22 protein-coding genes and 1 pseudogene are annotated in these 25,718 nt (G+C 70.5%); 6 read left to right on the top strand and 17 right to left on the bottom strand.

Annotated elements, in window-relative coordinates; translation table 11 throughout:
* Positions 1 to 218: 218 nt before the first annotated feature.
* Entirely contained in the window at positions 219 to 413 is a 195-nt protein-coding gene (locus tag SYYSPA8_RS36205) for a hypothetical protein (RefSeq protein ID WP_323451717.1), read from the bottom strand.
* 131 nt (positions 414 to 544) lie between these two features.
* On the opposite strand from SYYSPA8_RS36205, the gene SYYSPA8_RS36200 reads away from it, so the two are divergent.
* Positions 545 to 1,375, top strand: coding sequence for a helix-turn-helix domain-containing protein (locus tag SYYSPA8_RS36200; protein WP_323451716.1), 831 nt, complete (start codon positions 545 to 547; stop codon positions 1,373 to 1,375).
* Positions 1,372 to 1,581, top strand: coding sequence for a DUF397 domain-containing protein (locus SYYSPA8_RS36195; RefSeq protein ID WP_323451715.1), 210 nt, complete (start codon positions 1,372 to 1,374; stop codon positions 1,579 to 1,581). The genes SYYSPA8_RS36200 and SYYSPA8_RS36195 overlap by 4 nt, the downstream gene beginning before the upstream one ends.
* Positions 1,582 to 1,897: 316 nt before the next feature.
* Here SYYSPA8_RS36195 and SYYSPA8_RS36190 read toward each other — a convergent pair whose 3' ends face one another.
* The 9 genes and pseudogenes from SYYSPA8_RS36190 to SYYSPA8_RS36150 form a co-directional block, all read right to left on the bottom strand.
* Positions 1,898 to 2,731, bottom strand: coding sequence for a recombinase family protein (locus tag SYYSPA8_RS36190; RefSeq protein WP_323451714.1), 834 nt, complete (start codon positions 2,729 to 2,731; stop codon positions 1,898 to 1,900).
* A 982-nt stretch (positions 2,732 to 3,713) separates the two neighbouring features.
* Positions 3,714 to 4,658 (bottom strand): AAA family ATPase, encoded by a 945-nt coding sequence (locus tag SYYSPA8_RS36185; protein WP_323451713.1) that lies wholly within the window; start codon positions 4,656 to 4,658, stop codon positions 3,714 to 3,716.
* Positions 4,659 to 5,278: 620 nt separating this feature from the next.
* The gene (locus SYYSPA8_RS36180) at positions 5,279 to 6,970 is read right to left on the bottom strand and encodes a recombinase family protein (protein WP_323451712.1); all 1,692 of its coding nucleotides are present in this window, start codon (positions 6,968 to 6,970) and stop codon (positions 5,279 to 5,281) included.
* 40 nt (positions 6,971 to 7,010) lie between these two features.
* A pseudogene (locus SYYSPA8_RS36175) lies at positions 7,011 to 7,121 on the bottom strand (DNA mismatch repair protein MutT); the annotation flags it as partial.
* 64 nt (positions 7,122 to 7,185) lie between these two features.
* Positions 7,186 to 8,259, bottom strand: a complete 1,074-nt coding sequence (locus SYYSPA8_RS36170) for a CHAD domain-containing protein (protein ID WP_323451711.1) — start codon at positions 8,257 to 8,259, stop codon at positions 7,186 to 7,188.
* Positions 8,246 to 10,474, bottom strand: coding sequence for an RNA degradosome polyphosphate kinase (locus SYYSPA8_RS36165; RefSeq protein WP_323451710.1), 2,229 nt, complete (start codon positions 10,472 to 10,474; stop codon positions 8,246 to 8,248). The genes SYYSPA8_RS36170 and SYYSPA8_RS36165 overlap by 14 nt, the downstream gene beginning before the upstream one ends.
* A gap of 521 nt (positions 10,475 to 10,995) precedes the next feature.
* The gene (gene mshD, locus SYYSPA8_RS36160) at positions 10,996 to 11,919 is read right to left on the bottom strand and encodes a mycothiol synthase (protein ID WP_323451709.1); all 924 of its coding nucleotides are present in this window, start codon (positions 11,917 to 11,919) and stop codon (positions 10,996 to 10,998) included.
* Positions 11,920 to 12,042: 123 nt separating this feature from the next.
* Positions 12,043 to 13,416 (bottom strand): serine hydrolase domain-containing protein, encoded by a 1,374-nt coding sequence (locus SYYSPA8_RS36155; protein ID WP_323451708.1) that lies wholly within the window; start codon positions 13,414 to 13,416, stop codon positions 12,043 to 12,045.
* On the bottom strand, positions 13,413 to 14,642 hold the full coding sequence (locus SYYSPA8_RS36150) for a serine hydrolase domain-containing protein (RefSeq protein WP_323451707.1): 1,230 nt from the start codon (positions 14,640 to 14,642) through the stop codon (positions 13,413 to 13,415). Before SYYSPA8_RS36150 ends, SYYSPA8_RS36155 begins: the two co-directional genes overlap by 4 nt.
* A gap of 501 nt (positions 14,643 to 15,143) precedes the next feature.
* On the opposite strand from SYYSPA8_RS36150, the gene SYYSPA8_RS36145 reads away from it, so the two are divergent.
* Both SYYSPA8_RS36145 and SYYSPA8_RS36140 read left to right on the top strand, forming a co-directional pair.
* Positions 15,144 to 16,949: a bifunctional metallophosphatase/5'-nucleotidase gene (locus SYYSPA8_RS36145; RefSeq protein WP_323451706.1), complete on the top strand. Its 1,806-nt coding sequence runs from the start codon at positions 15,144 to 15,146 to the stop codon at positions 16,947 to 16,949.
* A gap of 208 nt (positions 16,950 to 17,157) precedes the next feature.
* The gene (locus SYYSPA8_RS36140; RefSeq protein ID WP_323451705.1) at positions 17,158 to 17,469 is read left to right on the top strand and encodes a nuclear transport factor 2 family protein; all 312 of its coding nucleotides are present in this window, start codon (positions 17,158 to 17,160) and stop codon (positions 17,467 to 17,469) included.
* Between the two features lie 95 nt (positions 17,470 to 17,564).
* Here SYYSPA8_RS36140 and SYYSPA8_RS36135 read toward each other — a convergent pair whose 3' ends face one another.
* Positions 17,565 to 18,284 (bottom strand): GntR family transcriptional regulator, encoded by a 720-nt coding sequence (locus SYYSPA8_RS36135; RefSeq protein WP_323451704.1) that lies wholly within the window; start codon positions 18,282 to 18,284, stop codon positions 17,565 to 17,567.
* 187 nt (positions 18,285 to 18,471) lie between these two features.
* Between SYYSPA8_RS36135 and SYYSPA8_RS36130 the strand changes: the two genes are divergently transcribed.
* Positions 18,472 to 19,092 carry a hypothetical protein gene (locus SYYSPA8_RS36130; RefSeq protein ID WP_323451703.1) on the top strand — a complete coding sequence of 207 codons (621 nt, stop codon included), beginning with the start codon at positions 18,472 to 18,474 and terminating at the stop codon, positions 19,090 to 19,092.
* Positions 19,093 to 19,120: 28 nt separating this feature from the next.
* Here SYYSPA8_RS36130 and SYYSPA8_RS36125 read toward each other — a convergent pair whose 3' ends face one another.
* The 4 genes from SYYSPA8_RS36125 to SYYSPA8_RS36110 form a co-directional block, all read right to left on the bottom strand.
* Positions 19,121 to 20,521, bottom strand: a complete 1,401-nt coding sequence (locus tag SYYSPA8_RS36125) for a sensor histidine kinase (RefSeq protein ID WP_323451741.1) — start codon at positions 20,519 to 20,521, stop codon at positions 19,121 to 19,123.
* 5 nt (positions 20,522 to 20,526) lie between these two features.
* Positions 20,527 to 21,255, bottom strand: a complete 729-nt coding sequence (locus SYYSPA8_RS36120; protein ID WP_323451702.1) for a response regulator transcription factor — start codon at positions 21,253 to 21,255, stop codon at positions 20,527 to 20,529.
* 92 nt (positions 21,256 to 21,347) lie between these two features.
* Entirely contained in the window at positions 21,348 to 22,346 is a 999-nt protein-coding gene (locus SYYSPA8_RS36115; protein WP_323451701.1) for a S1C family serine protease, read from the bottom strand.
* A gap of 212 nt (positions 22,347 to 22,558) precedes the next feature.
* A complete protein-coding gene (locus SYYSPA8_RS36110) occupies positions 22,559 to 23,218 on the bottom strand; it encodes a polysaccharide deacetylase (RefSeq protein ID WP_323451700.1) in 660 nt (219 codons plus the stop codon).
* Between the two features lie 270 nt (positions 23,219 to 23,488).
* On the opposite strand from SYYSPA8_RS36110, the gene SYYSPA8_RS36105 reads away from it, so the two are divergent.
* Entirely contained in the window at positions 23,489 to 23,767 is a 279-nt protein-coding gene (locus tag SYYSPA8_RS36105; protein ID WP_323451699.1) for a hypothetical protein, read from the top strand.
* A 71-nt stretch (positions 23,768 to 23,838) separates the two neighbouring features.
* On the opposite strand, the gene SYYSPA8_RS36100 is transcribed toward SYYSPA8_RS36105, so the two are convergent.
* Positions 23,839 to 24,861 carry a LacI family DNA-binding transcriptional regulator gene (locus tag SYYSPA8_RS36100; RefSeq protein WP_323451698.1) on the bottom strand — a complete coding sequence of 341 codons (1,023 nt, stop codon included), beginning with the start codon at positions 24,859 to 24,861 and terminating at the stop codon, positions 23,839 to 23,841.
* A gap of 24 nt (positions 24,862 to 24,885) precedes the next feature.
* Complete coding sequence (locus tag SYYSPA8_RS36095; RefSeq protein ID WP_323451697.1) at positions 24,886 to 25,662, bottom strand: response regulator transcription factor; 777 nt, start codon at positions 25,660 to 25,662, stop codon at positions 24,886 to 24,888.
* Positions 25,663 to 25,718 lie beyond the last annotated feature (56 nt).

The raw sequence follows: 25,718 nt of genomic DNA, 5'->3' as shown, positions 1-25,718 counted from the left end.
GGAACCTGAGGGGGTTGTCGTCGCGGCCGGTACGGCGCTCCCCTTCCGGCCCGCCGGTACGGCGGTGGGGGTGGGTCGCGATGATGCCGCTGAACTTCCGCACCCCCGCGAGATCGCCCCGCTGTCGACACCTGTCGCGTGCGGTATCGGCCGCACCGCACGGCGTGCACCCTTCCACGGGGACGGGCTCCAGTTCGGGGGCGGGTACCGCCAGGGGTTCACTTCTGCTCACGGTCGACCACCTCTTTCAGGTACCGCTGGAGTCCCGCTTCCGTGCGCCTGAGTACGTCGGGTGTCCCGGCGGTCCACCCCTGCATGGGTTCGAGGACGACCCACTGCCAGGGGCCGTTGCCCCGTAACCGGGCGACCATGACGGCGAGGTCTTTGCTCTGCTTCTCGCTGCTGGTCTTCACGGTCGCCGCCCCTTCCCGGCCGGGGTCACTCCTGTGTGTGACTTCCTAGTCACAGGATCGGCGCAGAGGGCTACGCTCAACAGACCGGAACATTGGACAGCCACAACTGTCCAAAGATCGCGAGGGGTTGTATGACCGTCGAATCCGAGAGCGGTGAGCCGATCGACTCCACAGCTTCACCGCTCGCCTACTTCGGGAGCGAGGTCAAGTTGGAGCGGGAAGCGCTGGGCATGTCCCGCATCGAGCTGGGCAAGGAGGTCGCCTGTAGTCAGTGGCTGGTAGCCAAGATCGAGACCGGTGAGCGGGTCCCTCAACTTGCCTTCGCCGAAGCCTGTGACCGAGTCTTCCCCCACTCCCGGGGACGCTTCGCCCGGCTGTGGCCCTTGGCCATGAGGTATGCCTTCCCGCCCTGGTTCCGCAGGTATGTGGAGCTGGAGTGGACAGCCACGACGGTTCGCATGTTTCACCCCCTGCTCCTGCCGGGATTGGTGCAGACGCGGGAGTACGCGACGGCCATACTCAAAGAGGGGCGACCGGAGAACCTGGAAGACCTGATTACGGCACGGCTCGAACGGCAGCACATCTTGCAGCGGGAGCGCCCCGCTCGCCTGTGGCTTGTGCTCCATGAGCGCGCGCTTCGGAACGTGGTCGGGGACAGGGAGGTGATGCGCAAGCAGCTTGGGCGGCTGCGGGAACTTGCCGAGACGCCGACGCATCGAGTGCAGATCATCCCTGACGACGGTCGTCAGCAGGGTCCGATGGCAAGCCCCTTCGGACTTCTTGGGTTCAGCGAGGGGGCAGACGTAGTGCACGTGGACGGCTTTCCCCGGGGGTACGTCCTGGCGGAAGCGCCGGACGTGGCGGAAGCGCACGATGCCTATGATCTTCTCAAGACCATGGCCGCGCCGCTGAGTGAGTCGGCAGCACTGATCGACTCCATTTCAAAGGACTGTTACTCATGATCCTTCCCCCGATTCCCGCACCGGACTGGACGAGTTCGAGCTACAGCCAGGGCAACGGCGGCGAGTGCGTTGAGTGGGCCCCCGGCTACGCGTCCACCACGGGTGTCGTTCCCGTCCGGGACAGCAAGGTGACTGACGGGCCGGTCCTCATGGTGTCCCCCACGGCGTTCGCCGGACTGGTGACGCTCGCCCGGACCCGCATCTGAACGTCCCTCCTGTGGCCCTCACGAGCCCGATGTGAACCCTCGCTCCTTTCCGGGCGGGGGTTCTGTCATGAGGTCGCCCACGGCCCGCCTGCGCCCTCTGTGCCCCTGTGTCGACACGAGGAACGACGGGCCCCGCACGGGATACCCGGGGTCATGATGTGGGCCGGTGAGCCCGGCCGCGCTGGCCGCGTACGTCATCACCCCGACTGGTACGTCTCCCACTTGACGTACGGGCGGCACATGCCCCCGGGAACGACGAACGGCCCCCGGGTGGGGGCCGCTGTCCGTGATGCCGCCAAGGGGATGTGTGCCTGTCTCAGGCGCTTTCTCCCAGGTGGCGGTACAAGGTGGTGCGCCCGATGCTCAGGGCCTTGGCGATGGCGGTGACGCTCTCGCCCTTGGCGTACCGGGCACGGGCCACGGCTAGCTTGTCGTCGTCCATCACGGACGGCCGTCCGCCCACGTTGCCCTTGCGGGCCGCAGTGTCCAGACCTTCAAGGGTCTTCTCCCTGATGCCCTCCCGCTCGACCTCCGCACTGACGGCGAGGACGGCGAACACGATCGCCCCCGCCCCGTTCGGGTCGTACACACCCGTGAGGGGGCCGGAGAGCAGTTCCAGTTGGATGCCGTCCTTCTGGAGCGTGGACGAGAGGGTCATCAGTTCAGCGGCGCTCCGGGCGAGACGCTTCATCTCCACCACGGTGAGGATCACCGGCTGATGGGGGGCGGCGGTCTTGAACTCCCTCGCCAGGGTGAGCGCCTTCTCAAGCTCCGGGCGTTCCTTGATCCGGCTGCTGATCTTCTCTGAGAAGACGCGGGTGCAGTCCGCGCGGGCAAGCATGTCCAACTGGGACTGGAGTTCCTGCCCCACCGTCGAGCAGCGGGCGTAGCCGAGTCGTATGGCTGCGCCCGGTACGGGGGCGGGTGCCTGCACTACGGGTGCGCCATGCACCCACGCCTTGCCCGGGTGCCTGTCGGCAGGGGCCTTCACCGACAGCTCTGCCTTGAGTGAGGGCACCAGGATGAAACGGGCCGTGTGGTAGCTGGTCGCCACCTTGCCCGCACCTGTGCGGCAGGGGCTTCCTGCGGGGGCCGTGCACTTCGGGCAGGGGTGACGCTCGACCTGATCGGCCGGGGTGTTCGTGTTCATGATCGGGACTGTTCCATAAACGTGTACCGAAAGCTAGATCCGGAGAGGATCTTTCGGGACGGGTTTCGGGACGCCAGAGAGTGGGCGAACCGGACATGATCCCGGGGCGTGCCGAGCGTCCCGATAACGAGGGTTTACGGGACACCCCTCCGCGCCTCTTGCTCGTGGTCCTGGTGCTCATCCTCACCACCTCCGAACGGGGGGTGCAGACGCGCCCCCACCTGCACCTCACCGTGAGCCCGTGCGCCTGCCTGAGGGTCCGCCGTACCCCGTCCCACCCTGGCCTGCCGTGTGGACTGTCGGCCCCGGAAAGGGGGGTACAGCCGCATACCTGAGGCGACGGTGGAGAGCAGAAGAGAGAGGGCGAGAGTCCCCGGCCAAGACCAGGGGCGAGAGGCGACGGCGGTAGGGGGTGGGGTATGACCCCCGAAGGGGGCCTTGCCGGACCGCTGTGTCTTAGCAGCTCTGGTTCTGCCACGGTTCCAAGGGTCGCCAGAGCAGCGGCGAACCGAAGTAACGACAGGAGGCCCGCAGGTCACAGCCCTAGAGAAGGCGTGACGCGGCGGCGAGCGACTGCAAAGAATGAGGTGTTTCACCCCTTGCCCCCGCCGGCTGCGGGGCACAGTCAAGCCTGAGTGACGCGACGGCGAAGAGAAGGGGCAAGCGCCAAGCCCAGGGCTTACAGCCTTCCCTCTGCACCCCCGAAGGGGGGTGCCTTCTCGTAGACCCCTTGTCCTTGGGTAAGCCGTCTTCACGATGTCGGCCCCGGAAGGGGCCGCCTTGTCGAAGACCTGAAGACTTCTTCGCCGCTGGAGACTCGCGGGCTTGTAGTCCGCCAGAGGTCTGCGGGCTGGTCGGCCGTAGGCCGCCAGTGCCAGAGGGCTGACGTACTTATGAGGGAGAGCGGAGCGAGGCTTGCCGAGCGGAGCGAGGTTGGTGGTGGTGGTTCTCTCTATAAGGGGGCATCACCACCACCAACTTTTCAGGTCGTCTGCCAGCGCCCTGCGGTGTGCGTCAGCAGGGGCGCGAGGGTCTTGCGGACATAGTCCGGGGTCTTCCCCAGTGCGGGCGCGTAGCGCTTGGCGAGAGCGTTGTGAGTTGTCTCGTCGGGCTGCTCTCTGACGATGCGGGCCGCGAGGTCCGCACTCCACTTGTTCGCTTGTGGCAGGGGGGTGGGCTTGAGCCCTTCCCCTTCTTTCTCCCAGACGGGTACTTCGCTGTCCGTGCTGGCGCGGCGCACGGTGACCCGTAGGTCAAGATCTTCCCTGGCCCGGTTGATCGCGGTCTGTATGCGCCGCCCGTGCTTGGACGACTTCCGCAGGGCGATGACTCCCCGGGCTCCGCCCGCCATGGCACGTCCCCCGATGGGGGCGGACGCGGTCGATGTTCCTTCGCCGGTTCCCTTGGGGGTGTGCGTGATCACGAGGACGGGGATTCCGGCACGGCTGATCGGCTTCAGGTTGTCGATGACGCGCTGCGCGGTGACGGATGAGGCTATGTCCTCCCCGGACGCGAGGGACCCCACCACGTTGTCGAGGACGAAGAGGTCCGCCCCGATGGAGACCAGGTCGTCCAGTACCCCCGCCCAGTAGCCGGGCTCCCCGGTGTGCTCCACGGGGAAGATCGTCACGCTGTTGTCGGGCACGGTGTCGAGGAGACGTTCCTTGAGTTCCTCTTCTGCACCGTCGTCGGTGAGACCGAAGACGACATGCCGCACGGGGCGGTGCACGGGCAGGCCGAGGAACGTGGTTTCCCCGTTCACGAGGGCGGTGACCATCCCGGCGGACAGCAGAGTCTTGCCCGCTTTCGGTTCTCCGGCGAGAACGGTGATCCGGTTGGTGAGCAGGTCACCGATGAGAAAGGCGTCGTTGTAGGAGACGCGGTCGATCTGCTGGAGCTTCCGCCCCTTGTCCCTGATGGCTCCCAATGAATGGGTGTCCTTTCCTGTGTGGCGCACACGGGTACGCCGAATCCCCCGCCGGACGGCGGGCCATGTTTCTCCCTTCTTCGCGGGGTGGACCGGCCATGGGCGGCACGGTCTCTTCACAGGTGTGGCCCGGGGCATGAAGTGAAGCCCCTGACTCGGCCTCTTACGGTCGGGAGGGACTGCGACGGCCTGTCAGGCAGGATACCCACCCGTAATGGATCACCCTCGTCAGGGTGCGCGAGAGGCGCTGTGTGCCCCTGTGAGGCCGCTCAACGGCCGTCAGTGGCGGACAGGTATTACGGAAATGGAAATGCTGGATTTTTGTGGGAGATCTGTCACTCCTGAAATCCAGACTGCATTGCTGCTTTCCCTTGCCGTATTGGGTAGGATCGAAACTGATCGTGCCACCTGTAGGGAAGGTAATCGCTTGGCCGTCAACTCGAATCTTGGATCTGTCCAACCTGTGGGAGATTTTCCCATCGCCCCCGGTGGTGTCGATTGGGGCTTGGAAACGGTGAAGCCCTCCGCCTCGATCGGAGCGAAGGGATTCACCGGTAGATCAACGATGTCGGTTGATGAATGGGCGGCTATGGAGCTGGCATCGGCTCCTGCGCCTGGTCCTAGGCAGCGATCGGAGCTGTGCCGTCTGCTTGGTCTCCAGATTGCTGCGTAGATTTCTGTCCTGCCTCTTTGCGCCATACGGGCTTGAGTAGGGCCGGATTGAATGGCGCCTTATCGCTGACGCCTTGCGGTATGGGCATCACGATCACTGCGGCTAGTACCTGCCCTATTGCGCGCTGCCTCTGCTCGAAGTCGAAGGATTCCCACTTCTCCCGGCTCCAGCCGCGAAGTAGGTTTCGATCCGCCTCTTTCCGCACGTGCTCCTTCTCCTCCTCTTCCAGGGTTTTGATGTTCCGGTTGAGGCGGAGAAGGAGATCGTGCACATCGCCCCACTCGGCCGTTCCGTCGGCGACGGAATCTTTGACAGATTTCCTCTGGACCTTGAGGGCTTTGAGCTTCTCCTTGCCCCTCCAGGGAATGGGTATCGCGACGGTACCGGCGAAGTGCTTCTCAAGGTAGGCGAGGGTCAAGCCGTCAAGGTAGGTGTCCACAGCCTCAGCCTGACGGCTGATGCCTTTGCAATTGGCGTCCCCGCAACGGTAGTGGTCTTTATTCTTCCCACTGCCCTTGTTTCCGGTCATCTTCGAGTAGCACGTTTCGTCGAGTTCGTTGTCACGGCCGCAGCGAAGAAACCCGGAATACTTGTACCTCCTACCCCTGCGGTCATCCTCGGTCGGGTTCCTCTTGGGTTGAGACATTCCCCTGTGGAGTCGATTGGCTTCCACTCCCGCCATGACGACGAGCCACTTTTCGTAAGTGATTTCCTCCGGGGTTTCCCAAGAACCGGTGATGGGATCTCCGGTTTCCTCGTCCACGATGATCTTCCCGTCGAGGACGCGGCCACCCCAAAGAGCGGGATTTGTGACCAGGCTCTTAACCGCCTGCTCCGTCCATCTGTTTCCCCGTGCAGTGAGGACGCGGCGGCGGTTCATCTCTGCCGTGATACTCCGCCATGACTTTCCTTCGTGACGCATCAAGAACTGATCCACCATGTGGGGGAACTCTTTGGGGTCCAGGTATTTGTTTCCCGGACGTCCGGATTCCTTGTCCGCCCCCAGCCATCCGAACCTTCGTGGGCCGCCGTACAGCTTTCCCTCTTCGGCGCGGTCACGGGCATTCCGCGTTGTCCGCTTCCGGATCTTCTTGACTTCGGCTTCGCTACTCCCGGACGTTGCGAGTGCGGCGATGATCGCGCCGTCGTCATTGACGAGGTCGAGCCTGCTTTGCTCCTCGATGTAGATGCCCGTCCCGTTCATGATCAGGGCATCCTGAAAGGCGACGAAATCGCGGGGCATCCGCCACACGCGCTCCCGCTCCACGGCTATGCACCCGTGGACCGGTATACCTGTCTCCTCCTCTTCGCCGTGAGTGATGTCCCGGACCATCTGAATGAACGCGGGGCGCCTGACTTCGCGCTTGGCCGCTGTGATGTTGTTGTCCTCGTAGTGGACGACGACGGCGCACCCGTGCTTGGCCGCGTTCCGAGTGTTGTTCTTGTGCTGGCGCCCTACGCCGATGGCCTCGCCGTCGAGCAGATCGGCGGAGATCCGGGCCATGGACGCGATGGGCGTGCGGCCCGCCAGCCAGCTCTCGACGGAGCCGCCCCCGTCCAGATGGGCCTGGAGCGGGGGCGCTATGTACGAGCGGGAGAAGGTCTTCGACGGCCGGTCAGGGTCCCGTGTATCGATCATGGCAGGACAGCGTAGTGCACCGTGATAGTCGTTGTTACGATTCGTCGTACTTCGGCCGGTGGACAAGACAGATCTCCACGTCACCGCCGCCCTGCGGGGTGCGCCGCCAGAGTACGCACCCGGCCGCGCGGACCGTTCCGTTCGCTGCCATGGGGCCTCCCTTCAGCCCTGGGTCGTGCCGTGTGGTCCTGTGTCCCGTCGTGCGGTCCTGTGTCTCACAGGGCCGCCCGTACCGTGCTGGAGCCCTGCCAGACCTCCTGGAAGGCGAAGCGGGCGGCCTCCACCTCGTGGCGCTGGTCCGCGTGGAGCACCCCCAGCGCGTACGCCGTCGCCGGGGCGATCCGGGGGGTACGGGCCGCTCCGGCGGCGGCGTACGCGGCCTCGGCGGCGTCCCGGTGCCGGTCGAGCAGGCCGCCCGCCTGCCGCAGCAGCGGATCGGTCTGCGGGCCCAGCACCTCCAGGGCGTACCGGTGCAGCCGCAGCAGCCGGCGGACCCGGTGCCAGGGGGCGTCCTGGGCCTCCTCGGCGGGGGCGCCCGCGAGCCCGGAGAACAGGGCCTCCGCGTTGTACGGGTGGCCCGCCCGGCCCAGGGGCAGCGCCGCCACCGCGTCCAGCAGCCGCCGCTCCGCGTCCCCGGCGGCGGTCGGGAGCGTGCCGGGGGCCGGGACCACCGGTGCCTCGGAGGCGAGGACGGCGACGGCGTCGGCGACCGCGTGGAAGCGGGCGGAGCCGAGTGCCTGGAGCGCGGTGGAGTGCGCCCGGGTCCTGGCCAGCGTCAACTGCCGCTCCAGCAGGGCGGCGGCGCGGGCCGCGCCCATCGAGAGCTGGCCGCGCTCCGCCGTGCCGTCCGCCCTGTCCGCCGTGCTTGCTGTACTTGCTGTGCCCGTCGTGCCCGAGAGCCGTGCCAGCGCCCCCAGCAGCCGGGTCAGCCGGACCGTGCAGGCGTACTCCTGCGCCAGCGTGCCGGAGAGCCAGGACAGCTCGGCCCGCAGCCCGTCCGCCCAGACGGGATCCAGCCGTGGCCGGAAGGTGTGCAGCGTCCCCGCGATCCGCCGGGACGCCATCCGCAGCGAGCGGGCGGCCAGGGCCGCCGCCTCCGTGTCCGAGCCGCTCTCCTCGTGCTGCCGCAGACTGCGCAGGAAGTCACCGGCGCGCGCGTGCAGATACCCGGCGAGCGCGTCCCCGGCGGCCGGGTCCCCGCCGGCAAGGTCTCCCGCCGTGGGGAACCCCGCCGTGGGGAACCCGCCCGTCTGCGGCGGGACGCGGAACGGCGGTTCAGGGTTGTGCACGCTTTCGCCTCCGGGCGTCAATGAGCGTCTCCTGGACATTGCGCAGCGGCTGGCCCTCCGCGTCGGTCGCGTGGCGGGTCCAGGCGCCGTCCGGCCCCAGGTGCCAGGACGAGGTGGAGTCGGCCATCCCGGTCTCAAGGAGCCGGGTGAGCGCCGCGCGGTGGGCGGGGTCGGTGACCCGGACGAGCGCCTCGATCCGGCGGTCGAGGTTGCGGTGCATCATGTCGGCGCTGCCGAACCACACCTCGGGCTCGCCCCCGTTGCCGAAGGAGAAGACCCGGGAGTGCTCCAGGAAGCGGCCGAGGACCGACCGGACCCGGATGTTCTCCGAGAGGCCGGTGACCCCGGGCCGGATCGCGCAGATGCCGCGTACCCAGATGTCCACGGGCACGCCCGCCATCGCCGCCCGGTAGCAGGCGTCGATGATCGCCTCGTCCACCATGGAGTTGACCTTGATACGGACATAGGCGGGCCGCCCGGCGCGGTGGTGCGCGGCCTCCTTGTTGATCCGGGAGACCAGCCCGTCGCGCAGCGACTTCGGGGCGACGAGGAGCCGGCGGTAGGTCTCCCGCCGGGAGTACCCGGACAGCCGGTTGAACAGGTCGGAGAGGTCCGCGCCGACCTGCGGGTCGGCGGTGAGCAGCCCCAGGTCCTCGTAGAGCCGCGCGGTCTTCGGGTGGTAGTTGCCGGTGCCGACGTGGGAGTAGCGGCGCAGCATCTCGCCCTCCTGCCGGACCACCAGGGAGAGCTTGCAGTGCGTCTTCAGCCCGACGAGGCCGTAGACGACATGGCAGCCCGCCTCCTCCAGCTTCCGCGCCCACTTGATGTTGGCCTGCTCGTCGAACCGGGCCTTGATCTCGACCAGGACGAGGACCTGCTTGCCGGACTCGGCCGCGTCGATCAGCGCGTCCACTATCGGCGAGTCGCCGGAGGTCCGGTAGAGCGTCTGTTTGATCGCCAGGACATCGGGGTCGGCGGCGGCCTGCTCCAGGAACGCCTGCACGGAGGTGGAGAAGCTGTCGTACGGGTGGTGCAGCAGGACGTCCCGCTCGCGCAGCGCCATGAAGATGTCGGGCGCGGACGCGGACTCCACCTCGGCGAGGTCGCGGTGGGTGCCGGCGATGAACTTGCGGTACTTCAGCTCGGGCCGGTCCAGCGAGGCGATGCCGAAGAGGCCGGTCAGGTCGAGCGGCCCGGGCAGCGGATAGACCTCGGAGTCGGAGATCTTCAGCTCCCGTACCAGCAGGTCCAGGACGTACGGGTCGATCGACTCCTCGACCTCCAGCCGCACCGGCGGCCCGAAGCGGCGCCGCATCAGCTCCTTCTCCAGGGCCTTCAGCAGATTCTCGGCGTCGTCCTCCTCGACCTCCAGGTCCTCGTTCCGCGTCACCCGGAACATGTGGTGCGCGAGCACCTCCATGCCGGGGAACAGCTCCTCCAGATGGGCCGCTATGACGTCCTCCAGCGGGACGTACCGCTGGGGCGAGGCCTCCAGGAAGCGCGAGAGCAGCGGCGGGACCTTCACGCGGGCGAAGTGCCGGTGGCCGCTGACGGGGTTGCGGACGACGACGGCGAGGTTGAGCGAGAGCCCCGAGATGTACGGGAAGGGGTGCGCCGGGTCGACGGCCAGCGGGGTCAGCACCGGGAAGATCTGCTGCCGGAACAGGGTGAAGAGGCGGGCCTGCTCCTTCTCGGTGAGGTCGGGCCAGCGGATGAGGTGGATGCCCTCGTCGGCGAGGGCGGGCGAGACGTCCTGCTGGAAGGTGGCCGCGTGCCGGGCCATCAGCTCGCGCGAGCGGGTCCAGATCAGGTCCAGCACCTCGCGGGGCTGGAGGCCGGAGGCGGAGCGGGTGGCGACGCCGGTGGCGATGCGCCGTTTGAGGCCGGCCACCCGGACCATGAAGAACTCGTCCAGGTTGGAGGCGAAGATCGCGAGGAAGTTGGCGCGCTCCAGGAGCGGCGTCGTGGGGTCCTCGGCGAGTTCGAGCACCCGTTCGTTGAACGCGAGCCAGCTGCGTTCCCGGTCCAGGAAGCGGCCCTGGGGCAGCTCGGTCCCGGGGGCGCCGCGCTCCTCCTCGTACCCGTCGAGGTCCGCGTCGAGGTCGGGCTCCAGATCGGAGACCGTGGCGGCGACGGTGTGCGGTCGGTGCGCGGCTATGGAACCGATGGACGGCTGGGGGTGCTGGACCGATGCCTCGGCAGGCTGCTGACTCATGAACCCATTCTTCCGCGTAAGGGCGGCAACGGGCGCGTCGGAGGGCCCCGAGGCGATCATGCCGATACGGAAGGGGCCGCGCGGGCGGCGGCGGGGTTCCGGGTCGGGCGCGGCGGGCTGCATGGTGCGAGGGTCCCAGCGCCGTCTGAATGGCCGGTAACGACGGGGTGACCGGAAGGAAGCGGGACGGGGTGCGGATGGCGGCTCGGGGGGACGGGGGTCTGAGCTGCGGGGCCGCTGGGAGGGGTGGGACGGCCGGGGAGAAGGGCGATCTTGGGGGTACGGGTCGGGTACGGGCCGGCTGTCCGGAATACGGCGCTGCCGGGCACCTGCCGCGCGGGGCCGGGCCCTGTCCGGGGCGGGACACCGGGTGCGCCGGGTGCGCCGGGTGACCGGAGAGCCACCCGGCGTTCCGGCCGGCGTTTCCCGGCCGCGACCGGCCGGTGGGGTCAGGACTCGACCGGCCGGTGGGGTGGCCGGTGGGGTCGGGACTCGACCGGCCGGTGGGGTGGCCGGTGGGGTCAGGACTCGGTGCGGTACATCAGGTCCACCTCGTACGTGGTGAAGCCCAGCCGCTCGTACACGGTGACGGCGGCCGTGTTGTCGGCGTCGACGTACAGCATCGCGGTGGGCAGCCCCTCGGCGGCCAGATGCCGCAGCCCGATCGCGGTGAGCGCCTTGCCGAGGCCGCCGCCCTGGGCGTCCGGCCGGATCCCGACCACGTACACCTCGCCCAGCTGCTCGGCCGCGTGCGTCTTGGTCCAGTGGAAACCGACGATCTCCCCGTCGCGTTCGGCGAGGAAGAAGCCCTTCGGGTCGAACCAGGGTTCGGCGATCCGGTCGTCCAGGTCGCGCTGGGCGAGGGAGCCCTGCTCGGGGTGGTGGGCGAAAGCGGCGGCGTTCACCGCGAGCCACGCGGCGTCGTCCCGGCCGGGCACGAAGGTGCGGACGGAGACCCCCGGCGGCAGCACCGGCTCGGGGATGCCGAGCGGGGCCAGGGGGCGGCGCAGCTGCCGCAGTTCCCGGAAGAGGGTGAGCCCCAGCACCTGCGCGAGATGCCGGGCTGCGGACCGGCCGCCGTGCGCCCACACCCGCAGCCGCTTGCCCGACGCGGCGAGCAGCGCGCTGCCGAGGGCCCGGCCGTGGCCCCGGCCCCGGTGCGCCGGGTGGACCACCAGCTCGGCCGCCGGTGCCTCGACCGGGTCGGTGTCCTCCAGCTGGGCGTAGCCGGTCAGCTCCCCGCCGGCCGTGAGCAGCAGATGCCGGACGCCCTCGCGCCGGCCGCCCCGCAGCTGGAGCCGGCCCTGCTCGGAGACGGCCTGGGTGCCGTCCGCCTCCGCGGCTGCCGCGAGCAGGTCGAGAACGGCCTCCGCCTGCTCGGCGGTCAGCTCGTCCAGGGTGTCGATCCGGCGGCCGGGCTCCGGGATCACTGCGTCAGTCGTCATGGGGGAAGCCTACGGCGGCGGGCCGGTCGGGCGGCGGCTTGCTGCGCTGCCCTGATCTGGCCGGACGCCCCGGGCGGGGGCACGGGCGGGTGGGCCCGTGGACCCGCCCGGGGCGGGAGCCGGTCAGCGCGTACGGCCCGTGGAGGGGTGGTTCTTGAACGTGTGGTCCTGGGACGTGTGGTCCTGGGACGTGCGGTTCTTGAACGTGTGGTCCGTGGACATGTGGTTCCTGACCGGGCCGGTCTTGGCCGGGCCCGTCTTGATCGAGCCGGTCTTGGCCGATTCCGTCTTGACCGCGCGTCCGCAGAACTCGGCCTCCGCGACGTTCCGGCCCCCGTCGGCCCAGTCGCCGTTGAGGTTGAACGCCAGCTGCCGCCGCCCGTCCTCCGTGGTGTACGCCCCGGAGAGGGAACCGGCGATCCCGCCGCCGTGGGACCACAGCCGGATGCCGCAGCTGGTGTCGGCGCGGGTGATCCCGAGGCCGTAGTGGGCGCCGGCGTTCGGCATCCACACCGTGGTCTTCATCGCGGCGAGCTGCTTCTTCGGCAGCAGCTTCCCCTTCATCAGGGCGCCGAAGAAGCGGTTGAGGTCCCCGGCGGTGGAGATGATGTCGCCGTCGCCCCAGCCCTGCGACCCGTTCATCTCGGTCACGTCGTGGATCTTCGCGTCCGGCCCGGGGAGGAACAGCGTCGAGTACGCCCGGCTGCTCGGCCGGGGCAGGTGGATCCCGTTCCGGGGCTGGCTGGTGCCCCGCAGCCGCAGCGGCTCGATGATCCGCTCGCGCACCTCGTCCTCGTAGTCGCGGCCCGCGACGCTCTCGATGACCAGCGCGGCCAGGACGTAGTTGGTGTTGGAGTAGGAGGCGTCGGCGCCGGGGGCGAAGAGCGGCGGGTGCGCCAGCGCGACCCCCACATGGAACTCCGGCGCCAGGGTGTCGTGGCGGTGGCGGAGGAAGCCGTCGCCGATCAGGTACTTCTCGGCGTACGCCGGGTCCGCCAGATAGTCGAACAGGCCGCTGGTGTGGTTGAGCAGCTGCCGTACGGAGATCTTCCGGCCGTCGTTGCCGTTGCCGTGCACCAGGCCGGGGAGGTGCGTCTCGACGCTGTCGTCGAGGTCGAGCCGGCCCTCGGCCTCCATCTGGAGCAGCACCGTCGCCACGAAGGTCTTGGTGATGCTGGCGATCCGGAACCGGTCCTGCGGGGAGCGGGGAGCGCCCGTCGTGCGGTTGCCGACGCCGACGGTGGTCCGCCAGGTGCCGTGGCGGTCGTCCCGGGTCGCCGCGACGACGCCGGGTATGCCGGCGGCCACGACGGCTTCGAGCGCGCGGCGGGTCTCCTGGTGCCCGGTCGGCGGCCCGGAGACGCTGTCCGTGGCCGAGGGCGGGGCCGGGGCCGCCTGCGCGGGGGCGGTGAAGGCGGTGGCGGTGACGGCCGCGGCGGCGGCCAGGGCGATCACCCCCGTACGGGCCCTGCGGGTGGCCGGTGGGGCGGTCGTCATGCGGCCTTCCTCCCCTTTGCGGCGGCGCCGGTGCCGCAGAACCCGGAGTCCAGCAGCTCCTTGAACCCCTGCCCGCTCCAGTCGCCGTTGAGGTTGAAGGTGAGCTGGCGGCGGCCGTCCTCCGTGGTGAAGGACGCGGACATGCTGCCGATCCAGCCGCCGGTGTGCCCCCAGATCTCCGTACCGCAGCTCGTGGTCTCCTTCCCGAGCCCGAGGCCGTAGCCGGAGGTGCCGTCGTCGGACTGCGGAGTGAGCGCCTTCATCTCCTTGAGCTGCTTGTCCGGCAGCAGCTTCCCCCGCAGCAGGGCGCGGTAGAAGCGGTTCAGATCGTCCGATGTGGAGATCATGTCGCCCTCGGCCCAGGACTGGGACGCGTTCTGGAGGGTGACATCGCGGATCGTGCCGCTGCCGTCCTCGGTGAGCGTGGAGTAGGCGCGGCTGCTCCGCTTCGGCATGGCCGAGCTGTTGCCCGGCGCGCTGGTGCCGCGCAGCTTCAGCGGCTTGACGATCCGCCGGTGGACCTCGTCCTCGTACCGGTTGCCGGTGACCTTCTCCATGACCAGCGCGGCGAGGATGTAGTTGGTGTTGGAGTACCGGTACTCGGCGCCGGGCTGGAAGTACGGGGCGTGCGCCAGGGCGGTGTCGATGGCGATCTGCGGCGGGCGGTAGTCGTAGCGGTGCTTGAGGAAGCCCTTCTCCATCAGGTACTTCTGCCGGTACGCGGGGTCCTCCAGGAAGTCGTAGACCCCGCTGGTGTGGTTGAGCAGCTGCCGGACGGTGATCTTCCGGCCGTCGTGTCCGTTGCCGCGCACCAGGCCCGGGAGGTGTTTGTCGACGCTGTCGTCGAGGTCGAGCCGGCCCTCGGCCGCCAGCTGGAGCATGACCGTGGCGACGAAGGTCTTGGTGATGCTGGCGATGCGGAAGTGGTCGTGGGTGCCGCGCGGCTTGCCGGTGCGGCGGTCGCCGATGCCCGACGCCCCGTTCCAGGCGCCGTGCCGGTCGCGGGCCTGGGCGGTGACCCCGGGTATGCCGGCGGCCACGATGGCGTCCATGGCCCGCTGGGTGGCGGGCCGGGTCGGGGCGTCCGGGGCCGGGGCCGCCTGGGCGGGCGCGGTGAAGACGCCGGCGGTGACGGCGAGCGCGGCGACGCCGACCGCCGTGGCGCGCAGCCGCGGTCGTCCCGTCCGCCGCGCGGCCGCTCTGCCTGCGTCCGTGTACGTGCTCATGGTGGGTGTCTCCTCACTCCGCCCCGCGTGCGCGCGGGTGTTGCCGGTACTGCCGGATGCCGCCGGGCCGCCGTTGTCGGCTGGGTTTGGGGACGAGCGGGAGAAACGGCCGGAAGGTGCCGTGCGGCGTGGTGCTGTTGTGTGCTGTGCGCCGGCCGGGCCCGGTGGTCCGGTCGATCCGGTGGGTGGCTGGTCGCTGTTCGATCGCTGCCGGTCCGGGGCGGTGTGCGGTGAAGGTCCGTGACCGTGGCCGTGACCGCGCGGCCGCTCCGGACCGGCATCGACTGAAGTGACCCCGCACGGCCCCGGCTGGTTGATCGTCCGCACACCGATGGCCGAATATCGCCCTTCGGCCGAAAAGGGCCGCTTTGGGCGGGGGTGGCGGGGGTGGGACAAGCCGACGGCAATCAGGTCGTAACCTCACCCCCCTGTCGCGCTACGCGCGTTGACCTTAGGCTGCGGCTCGCAGCCCGCATATCGGCGCTACCACCAAGGGGAGCGATGTCAGCCAGATCGCACAGCACGCGCAGGACGGGAGGCCGCCGCATACTCGCGGCGGTCGCCGGACTGACCACCATCGGCGCGCTCGTCGCCGCCATGCCCGCGGGGTCCCCCGCCGCCCAGGAACGCAGCCATGGGCACGGCCGGCTGGTCGATGTGCAGCTGCTCTCCTTCAACGACTTCCACGGCCATATCCAGCCGCCGTCCGGCTCCGGTGGGCGGGTCACCCACACCAACCCCGACGGCACCACCCGCACCATCGACGCGGGCGGCGCCGAGTACCTGGCCACCCATCTGCGCGAGGCCCGCAAGGGCGAGCGGTACTCCGTCACCGCCGCCGCCGGCGACCTGATCGGCGCCACGCCGATGCTCTCCGGGCTCTTCCACGACGAGCCCAGCATCGAGGCGCTGAACAAGCTCGACCTGGACGTCTCCTCCGTCGGCAACCACGAGTTCGACGAGGGCGCCAAGGAACTGGCCCGGATCCAGAACGGCGGCTGTCACCCCACCGAGGGCTGTTACGAGCAGGGCCGGAAGTTCAAGGGCGCCGACTTCCCCTATCTGACCGCCAACGTCACCCACGAGAAGAACGGCCGGCCGCTGCTGGACCCGTACTTCGTCTGGCAGAAGAACGGCGTCCGGATCGGCTTCATCGGCGTCACCCTCGAAGGCACCCCCGACATCGTCAACTCCGAGGGCATCAAGGGCCTGAAGTTCCGCGACGAGGTCGAGTCGATCAACAAGTACGCGAAGATCCTGGAGCGCAAGGGCGTCAAGGCGATCGTCGCGCTGCTGCACGAGGGCGGCTCGCCCGCGTCCACCTCGTACAACTACGACTGCGACAGCCCCGGCCCCGGCGACGGCATCTCCGGCCCGATCGTGGAGATCGCCAAGAACGTCAGCCCCCAGGTCGACGCGATGGTCACCGGCCACACCCACCAGGCGTACGCGTGCAGCATCCCGGACCCGTCCGGCAAGCCGCGCATGGTGACCTCGGCCGCGTCGGCGGGCCGGCTCTACACCGACACCACGCTCACCTACGACCGCCGCACCCGTGACGTGGTCCGCACCTCCGTCGACTCGGTCAACCGCGTCGTCACCCGCGATGTCCCCAAGGCCCCCGACCTGACGCAGCTCATCGACCGCTGGAACACGCTGGCGGGCCCGATCGCCGGCCGTCCCGTCGGACACATCTCCGCCGACATCGACAACCCGTTCACCGAGGAGCGCCCGCTCGGCAACCTCATCGCGGACGCCCAGCTCGACGCGCTCTCCCCGGCCGACAAGGGCGGCGCCCAGCTCGCCCTCATGAACCCGGGCGGCATCCGCGCACCCCTGGTCCGCGCGGCGTCCGGCGCCGAGGGCGACGGCGTGGTGACCTACGGCGAGGCGTTCACCGTCCAGCCCTTCACCAACATGATGAACGTGGTCGACCTGACCGGCGCCCAGCTGCTCACGGCCCTGCGCCAGCAGGTCAGCGGCTCCAACCAGGCCTCCCCGAAGATCCTCCAGGTCTCGAAGGGCTTCACCTACACGCTGGACCTGACGAAGGCGGGCGCGGACCGGATCGTCACCGACTCGGTGAAGCTGAACGGCGAGCCGATCGACCCCGCGAAGACCTACCGCGTCGCGATGAACGAGTTCCTGACCGGCGGCGGCGACGGCTTCTCCGTCCTGCGCGAGCACACCAACAAGCTGGTCGGCGCCTCCGACCTGGATGTGTTCATCGGCTACCTCGGCAAGTACTCCACCCCCGCCGCCCCGCTGGCCCCGCCGGCGCTCGGCCGGATCACCGTGGTGAAGTGACGCGCTGAGCCCTCCGGGGTACGCGTGCACGGGGGCGGTGGGTCATGGACCCGCCGCCCCTTCGCTGCGGGTGCGCGACGCCCGGGCCGGCCGTAGGCTCGCAGCGCCGGAGCGCCGAATGCGGCGACCGGTGCGAAATCGTACGCATGCGGCGAGGAACGGAGCGAGACCGATGGCGGAGGACCAGGTCGGCCGCAATCTCCAGGGCATGGACAAGCTCGATTTCACCGGCTGGAACAGGGCCGACTGGGACGGTGTGTTCGCCCACCACCACACCGACGACGTCCTGGTGGACTGGAAGGGCCAGCCGCCGACCCATGGGGTCCAGGCGCACATCGACGCGATGAAGGCCTATGTCGCATCGGCGGGTGGCACGCCGCCGCAGATCGCCTCGCATCCCATTGCCTTCGGGTCGGGTGAGTGGACCTGCGTCATCGGCGAGTTCGAGGGCGGCGGCCGCATGGTGACCGTTGCGAAGTGGCGCGACGGGGCGATCGCGGAGGAGTACATCTGGGCCTAGCGGTATCGAGGGGTACGCGTGGGGGCGGCGGGTTCCGCGACCCGCCGCCCCTTCGCCGACCCTCGGCCCCCTGCCCCGGCGCCCTGCCTCCGGGCTCACACCAGCGGCGTGGACCATTTGAGGGCGGTCGCTCCCGAGGCCACCTTGACCGCGACCTCGATGACTCTGCCGTCCGTGAGGGAGACGGTCCGGATCACCTGGGTGACGATCACGCTGCCGGTGAGGCCGAGTGCCTGCTGCTCCGGCTCCGTGGCGAGTCGTGAGGTGACCTCCTCCAATACGTGCGCCTGCGGCACTCCCAGGCGCTCGGCGGCGAGTTCGCGGGACGCGCCGGTGGAGACCAGTTCCGTCAGCTCCGGAGTGACGCCGACCACGAACGCCGGGTAGTACGACGACGACAGATGCACGGGGACGCCGTCCCGGGAGACGACGCGCCGACGGACATGGACCGGCGTTCCCGGCTCGATGTCCAGCCGTACCGCGATGGCCTCGTCCGCGCCCACGGTCCCGACCTCGGTGATACGGGAGGTCTCCCCGGCGGAGAGGGCCCGCCCGGTGTCGGTGTACGTCCGCACCCGGCCCGCGATGTTGTCGCTGACGGACGCGGCGACCACCGTGCCCACGCCCGGCTTCGGAAGGGTCAGCCCTTCGTTCTTGAGCATGCGGAACGCCCGGTTGGCCGTGGTCTGGGCGACTCCGAAGTCCTCGCACACCTGACGCAGGGACGGCAGTGAGTCGCCGGGCTTCAGAACCCCTTCCCGGATCGTCTGACGGAAGTGCGCGGCGATATCCGCGTACCCGCTCGCCTCGCTCATGAGTGCTCCTCGGTCGTAGTGCCGCGCTCCCTCCGAGCGCGGCTCCCTGCCACAGACGGTAGACCACGGGTGAAAATGAGCGCTACCACTAGCGATTGTAAGGTGTAGTGCTCTACTTTCCGGGGGTGGCCCTTCATGGCCATCAGACTCTCGCCCGGGGCGATCCCCGTCGCGGAAAGGACCCCGTATGCCCTCGCCCGGTTCCTTCCCCCTCTCCCACAAGGGCTTCCCCGTCCCCTACATCACCGCCTGGAGCGCCGAGACCGCCGACGACCGCCCCCTCGTCGCCCACCAGGGCCGTCTCCAGTACCACCCCTCCCTGCCCGGGGACTTCGACTCCCATGGCGTTCTCTGGCTGCACCAGCGCATCGCCCCCGGTGCCGGGACGCCCCTCTTCTCCACCGTGCACACCCCGCGCCAGCGCCGCGCCATGCTCCGGTTCCTCTGCCAGATCTGCGGCGAGCCCGCCGACCGCACGGCCGAAGGCATTCTGTGGCTGCTGCCCGGCCCCATCACCGGGGCCGTCGAGGGGGAAGTCACCACCCACCCTCCCGTCTGTGCCGGCTGTGCGCCCATCGCGCTGGCCCACTGCCCGAGCCTGCGCCGCAACGTCACCGCCCTGCGGGCCCGGCGGCCCGAGGCCGACCATCTCTACGGCACCTTCTACTGCCTCACCCCGGGCGGGCCGGTCGCGACCCGCCATGCGCACACCGTGCGCGAGGGCTACCCCCAGCCCTGGTTCCGGGCCGCGCACATCGCCGTCAGCCTGAACGGCGTCACCCCGGTACGGCTCACCCGGCTGCGCTGAGCAGGCGAACAGGTGAACAGCCGGGTCGTCAGAGCAGCGCGGGCGGCGGCACGGCCGCGCCCGGGAGGGTGATCACCGCGCGGGTGCCGCCGCCGGCGGCCGGTTCCAGGCGGATCTCGCCGCCCGCCTGTTGGACCGTGCGGGCCACGATCGACAGACCGAGTCCGGAGCCGGGCAGCGCCCGTGCCGACGGGGAGCGCCAGAACCGTTCGAAGACATGGGGCAGCTCGTCCGCCGGGATGCCGGGGCCGTGGTCGCGGACCGTCAGCGTCCCGCCTCGCAGCACCACATGGACCGTGCCGCCCGGCGGGGAGAACTTCACCGCGTTGTCCAGGACGTTGACCAGCGCCCGTTCCAGCGCGGCCGGCTCGGCCCGGACGTACCAGGGGGAGAGATCGGTGGCGAAGGTCAGCCCCGGGCCGCGCAGCCGGGCCCGGCCGAGCGCCGTTTCCAGGGTCTCGTGCAGCGGCACCACCGTCAGCGGCCCGCCCTGCGCGGCGTCCGGCCGGGACAGCTCCTGGAGATCGCCGATCAGCGAGGCCAGTTCGGTGGTCTGCGCCTGCACCGACGCGAGGAGGTCCCTGCGGTCGTCGGGCGGGATTGCCCGGCCGGTGCGCTCGCTCCGCGCCAGCAGCTCGATGTTGGTGCGCAGCGAGGTCAGCGGCGTACGCAGCTCATGGCCCGCGTCCGCGATCAGCCGGGCCTGCCGGTCCCGGGAGGACGCGAGCGCGGCGGTCATCGAGTTGAAGGAGCGGGAGAGCCGGGCGATCTCGTCCTCGCCCTCGACCGGGATGCGGACGGTCAGGTCCTCGGTACGGGCGACGTGCTCCACGGCCTCCGTCAGCCGGTCGACCGGCTTCAGCCCGGCGCGCGCGACCCACAGGCCCGCCGCGCCCGCGCCGAGCACGCCGACGCCCGCGAGCCCGGTGAGCAGCAGCGCCAGCCGGTTCAGCGAGGTGGTGATCTCGTCCAGCGGCCGGGAGACGGAGACGGCGACCTCCTGCCCGTCGCCCAGGCTCGTCCGGGTGGTGTGCGTCCGTACGGGGGTGCCGCTGTCGGTGACGCTGTTGTGCAGGGTGCTCTCCAGCAGGCCCCGCGCCACCCCGACGTCCGACTTGTGCACCTTGACCGGGGTCGAGTACGGGGCCACGCACCGGTCCCCGTCGGGCAGGACGACCTGGGCGTACGCGAAGTCGGGACTCCGCACCGTGGTCGGGGCCGGGTCCGGGTCGCAGCCCGCGAGGGCCTGCTTCACCAGCAGCTCGGAGGCGCGGCTGTTACGGAGGGAGGTGTTCAGCTCGTCGTAGAGCTGGCCCCGGGTGAGCAGCCACGACACGACGGCGACGGCCGCCACGGCGACGGCCACCGCCGTCGCCACCAGCAGCGCCAGCCGGGATCTGAGGGGCAGCGTGCGAAACCGGCTCACCAGGCCGGTCACCCCTCACCGCCGCGCAGCACATAGCCGACCCCGCGCACGGTGTGCACCAGCCGGGGTTCGCCCCCCGCCTCGGTCTTGCGCCGCAGGTACATCACGTACACATCCAGGGAGTTCGACGTGGGTTCAAAGTCGAAGCCCCAGACCGACTTGAGTATCTGCTCGCGGGTCAGCACCTGACGGGGGTGCGCCAGCAGCAGTTCGAGCAGGGTGAACTCGGTACGGGTCAGCTCCACCGTGCGCCCGCCCCGGTGGACCTCGCGGGTCGCCAGGTCCATCCGCAGATCGGCGAAGGACAGCACCTCGTGGTCGTCCCCGCCGTCGGTGGCGCCGGCCGCCGACGCGTAGGAGCTGCGCCGCAGCAGGGCCCGGATCCGGGCGAACAGCTCGTCCAGCTCGAAGGGCTTGACCAGGTAGTCGTCCGCCCCGGCGTCGAGGCCGGTGACGCGGTCGCCGACGGTGTCCCGCGCGGTCAGCATCAGGATGGGCACGGTCGAACCTCCGGCGCGGATCCGGCGGGCGGCGGTCAGTCCGTCCATCCGGGGCATCTGGATGTCGAGGACGATCAGGTCGGGCTGGTACCCCTCCGCCTTGGCGAGGGCGTCCAGGCCGTCGACGGCGCTCTCGGTGGCGTAGCCCTCGAAGGCGAGGCTCCGGTGGAGCGCTTCGCGGACGGCGGGCTCGTCGTCGACGATGAGGATGCGTTCGCCTTCACGGGGAGTCGTCATGAATCCAGCCTCGCACGGCTCCGGGCGGCCGGAGCGCGAGTCTCCGGGGGCCTCCGTATCGTCCGTATCGATCATGCCGACCCCGTGCCGGGTCAGGCGTCCCCGTCGCGGAGGTCGTCCAGGACGCCCGCGACGGTGTCGGAGGGGATCGCGAAGCCGAGGCCCACGCTGCCGGCGGCCGAGCCGGTCGCGGCGGCGGGGGAGTACATGGCGGAGTTGATGCCGATGATCTCCCCGCCCATGTTGACCAGCGCGCCGCCGGAGTTCCCCGGGTTGAGCGACGCGTCGGTCTGGATCGCCCGGTACGTGGTCTTCTCCGCGCCGGTGTCGCCGTTGAACTGGCGGCCGCCGAACTCGAAGGGCCAGCTCTCCTGCTGCCGCTCCTCGCGTCCGGGCTCGCGGGCCACGGTCACCTCACGGTCGACGGCGGAGACGATTCCGCTGGTCACCGTGTTGCTCAGGCCCTCGGGCGAGCCGATGGCGACGACCTGCTCACCGATGGCGAGCTTCTCCGAGTCACCGAGGGTGGCGGCCTTGAGCCCCTTCGCGTTCCGGAGCTTGATCAGCGCCAGGTCCTTGCCGGGGTCGGTGCCGATCACGTCGGCGGTGTAGGGGCGGCCGTCGCTCAGCCGTACGGAGACGGTGTCCGCGCCGGAGACGACGTGGTTGTTGGTGATGACCTCGCCGTCCCCGGTGATGATCACTCCGGAGCCGGTGGACCCGCCTCCCGCCGCGTTCGCACGGATCTCCACGGTGCTCGGCATCACCTCACGGGCCACCGCCGCGACGCTGCCCAGGCCCTCGGCGGAGACCGGGGTGCCGTTGACGGACGAGCCCGCGCCGGCCGAGGCGGCGCCGGGCTCACCGGTCGCGCGGTCCAGCACGGTGGCGACCCCGCCACCGAGCGCGGCCGCGAGCACGGCGACGGCGAGCACCAGCGCGACGGGCCGCCGGGCCCGCACCGGAGCCGGCGCGGCCGCCGGGGCGTGCGCGGGCGGGGCCGGCCAGGCGGTGGCGGGGTGGGCCTCGTGGGCCCCGGAGAGGGGGTACGGGGAGTGCTGGTCCGGCTGGTCGCGATAGTGGTCCGTCATGCACACGACTCTCGCGGCCCCGGATGAGAACCGTCTGAGCCGGTGCTGAGAAGGGGCACAGAACCGGGTGGGAAGCTGCTGAGCAGGGACTGACCCGTACCCCCCGGGGGGCCCGGAAGGTACGGGTCGGAGCCGGCGGGTCGGACCCTGGCCGGACCCGGGTCAGAGCCGGCGGGTCGGACCCGGGTCAGAGCGGGCGGGTCGGACCTGGGTCAGACCCACACACTGATGGCTTCGAGACGCCGGTGCTGGCCCGTCGTCCCGACCACCACCGGGTTGCCGTACTGCGTCGCCGTCCAGCCGATGTCCTGCACATGCCCCTGCGCGGCCAGCGGCCCGGTGCCGACCTGGATCCACAGGGCCTCCATCCGGCGGGACTGCCCGGTCGTCCCCACCGTCACCGACGCGCCGTTCCCCGCGCAGTGCGTGCCCTGCCAGCCGTGATCCGCCAGATGCGCGTTGGCGCAGACGCCCCCGGTGTCCGAGGTCGCGATCTCCACCGCCTCGACGGCCTTGTGGTACCCGGCCGACCCGGCGGGCGCCCCGTTGCAGGCCGTGCCCAGCCAGCCGAAGTCCGCGACGTGGGTGCGGTAACAGACCACCCGGGCCCGCACGCCCGCCCCGTCGCGCCGGGACAGCTCGGTTCTCAGCGCCTGGGCCGCCGTGACGCTGGCCGGATATCTGGTCTCGCCGGGCGCGTCGGCCCGCGCCCCGCCGCCCTGGCCCGTGGCGCCCGCGACCGCTCCCGTGCCCTGGGCCTGCGCCGTGCCCATGCCCGCCAGCGTGAACGCGCCCACGGCACCGAGCGCCAGCAGCGCCCGCACTCCCCGCACTCCCCGCCGGACCGTTCCCCTGTTCTCCGTCGTGCTCATGGTGACCCCTCCCGCAGTGCTCCGGATGGACTGCGGAGGTGTCTAGCAAGCGGCCCGGCGGCTGACGAGGGCTGGGTCACCGGCTGTCCTGATGTCCCTGGCGGATGGCCGAAACGGGGGCGGGGGCGCGGATTCCGCACCCGCCCCGCCCCTGTTCCGCACCCGTCCCGCCCCCACCCCGACGAGTGAATGCCGGTCGACCGCCCCGCGCCCGGCCGTCCGGCGGCGCATGATCGGCACCACCCCCGTCGTTCGGCTGAGTGGGTGGAAATGGCCTGGTTCTGTCCCCGGTGCAAACGTCCCGAAGCGGTCGCCCATGTCGAGAACCCGGACGGGCTGCACCCCTTCCCCTGCCTCTTCTGCGACTGCTCCACCCTCTTCGGCCCGGAGCTGGGGACCCGCGAGGCGAGCGGCGTCTGCGCGACCCCCCGGTGCGGTGGGGTGGTCACGGAGGTCTTCGGGTACGACGGGGTGGGGCGGCTGGCCGGTGTGGACCGGCGGGGCTGCCCGCACTGCGGATCGCTGCGGATCGTGGACAGCGGCCTGTGACCCGGCCGGGCCGCCCGTACGGAATCGTACGAAACCGTACGGCCGACTCCCCCGTACGGCCGGCCGGCCGGTCAGCCGCAGCCGCAGGAGCGCCTGATCACCAGTCCGGAGGGGAACTGACGGACCCGCTCGCGCCGTGAGCCGGCCAGCCGCAGGCTCTCGTCCAGGACGAGATCGACGGCGGCCCTGGCCATGGCGGGCCGGTCCGAGGCGACCGTCGTCAGCGGCGGGTCGGTGAGATGCGCTTCCTTGACGTCGTCGAAGCCCGCCACCGCCAGCTCCCCGGGGACGTCGATCCGCAGCTCGCGGGCGGCGCGCAGCACACCGATGGCCTGGTCGTCGGTGGCGCAGAAGATCGCGGGCGGCCGGTCCGGGCCCGCCAGCAGCTTCAGGGCGACCTGGTAGGCCTCGTACCGGTTGAAGGGGGCCTTGACGAGCCGGCCCTCGACCGACCGGCCCGACTCCAGCATCGCCCGCCGCCAGCCCTCGACATGGTCCGTCACCGGGTCGCCGACCGGCGGCGTCGTGTCGGGCCCGCCCAGGCAGAGCACATACGGATTGCCGTGCTCCAGCAGATGGCGGGTGGCGAGCTGGGCGCCGCCGATGTCGTCCGTGACCACCGCGACGTCGTCCACCCCCTCGGGCCGCTCGTGCAGCAGCACCACCCGGGCGTCCCACGCCTCGATCTCCTGCGCCGCCTGCTCGGTGAGGCCCTGGCTGACCAGGATCAGCCCGGCGACCCGCATCCCGAGGAAGGCCCGCAGATAGTGGACCTCGCGCTCGCGGCGGTAGTCCGAGTTCCCGACGAGGACCATCTTCCCGCGCTCGGCCGCCGCCTGTTCGACGGCGTGCGCCATCTCCGCGAAGAAGGGCTGCCGGGCGTCCGGGACGATCATGCCTATGAGGTCGGTGCGGCGGGACGCCATGGCCTGGGCGACCCGGTCGGGGCGGTACCCCAGCTCCTTGATCGCCGCCAGTACCCGCTCGCGCGTGGCCGGGGCGACCGGCCGGGGTCCGTTGTTGATGACGTAGCTCACGACGGCGGTCGAAGTCCCCGCCAGTCGCGCAACATCGTCCCGCGTCACCTTGGCCACGCGCGGCAGTCTACGCGGGGTGACCTACCTCTGGGCAGGGCGTACGGGGGTCTTGTGCCGCCCCGCGCCCTCCGCCGAACGGGCCACGGTCGCCGCCGCCTTCGACACCTCGCGCTCCACCTTCTCCGGCTTCTCCGGCGAGACGAACCGATATCCGACATTCCGGACGGTGCCGATCAGCGACTCGTGCTCCGGGCCCAGCTTGGCGCGCAGCCGCCGGACATGGACGTCGACCGTGCGCGTGCCGCCGAAGTAGTCGTAACCCCAGACCTCCTGGAGCAGCTGGGCCCGGGTGAAGACCCGCCCCGGGTGCTGCGCCAGATACTTCAGCAGCTCGAACTCCTTGAAGGTCAGGTCCAGCACCCGGCCCTTGAGCTTCGCGCTGTAGGTGGCCTCGTCCACCGAGAGATCGCCGTTGCGGATCTCCAGCGGGGAGTCGTCCACGCCGGTCTGCCGGCGGCCCATCGCCAGCCGCAGCCGCGCCTCGACCTCCGCCGGTCCCGCGGTGTCGAGCAGGACGTCGTCGATGCCCCAGTCGGCGGTGACGGCGGCGAGCCCGCCCTCGGTCACCACCAGGATCAGCGGGGAGCCGGGCCCGGTGGAGCGCAGCAGCTGACAGAGGGAGCGCACCTGGGGCAGGTCGCGCCGCCCGTCGATCAGGATCACATCGGCGCCGGGGGTGTCGACCAGCGCCGGCCCCTCGGCGGGGGCGACCCGCACGCTGTGCAGGAGCAGCCCGAGGGCGGGCAGCACCTCCGTGGACGGCTGGAGGGCGTTGGTCAGCAGCAGCAGTGCGCTCATCGCACACCACCCGCCCGGGTCAGGGGCCCGGCCCCGTGGATCCTTCGGCTGTGCAC

Source organism: Streptomyces yaizuensis, from assembly GCF_034961445.1.
In the GTDB taxonomy this organism is placed as follows: domain Bacteria; phylum Actinomycetota; class Actinomycetes; order Streptomycetales; family Streptomycetaceae; genus Streptomyces; species Streptomyces yaizuensis.
Note: the sequence above shows the minus strand (reverse complement) of the source record. Positions and strands in the feature narration are given on the sequence as shown.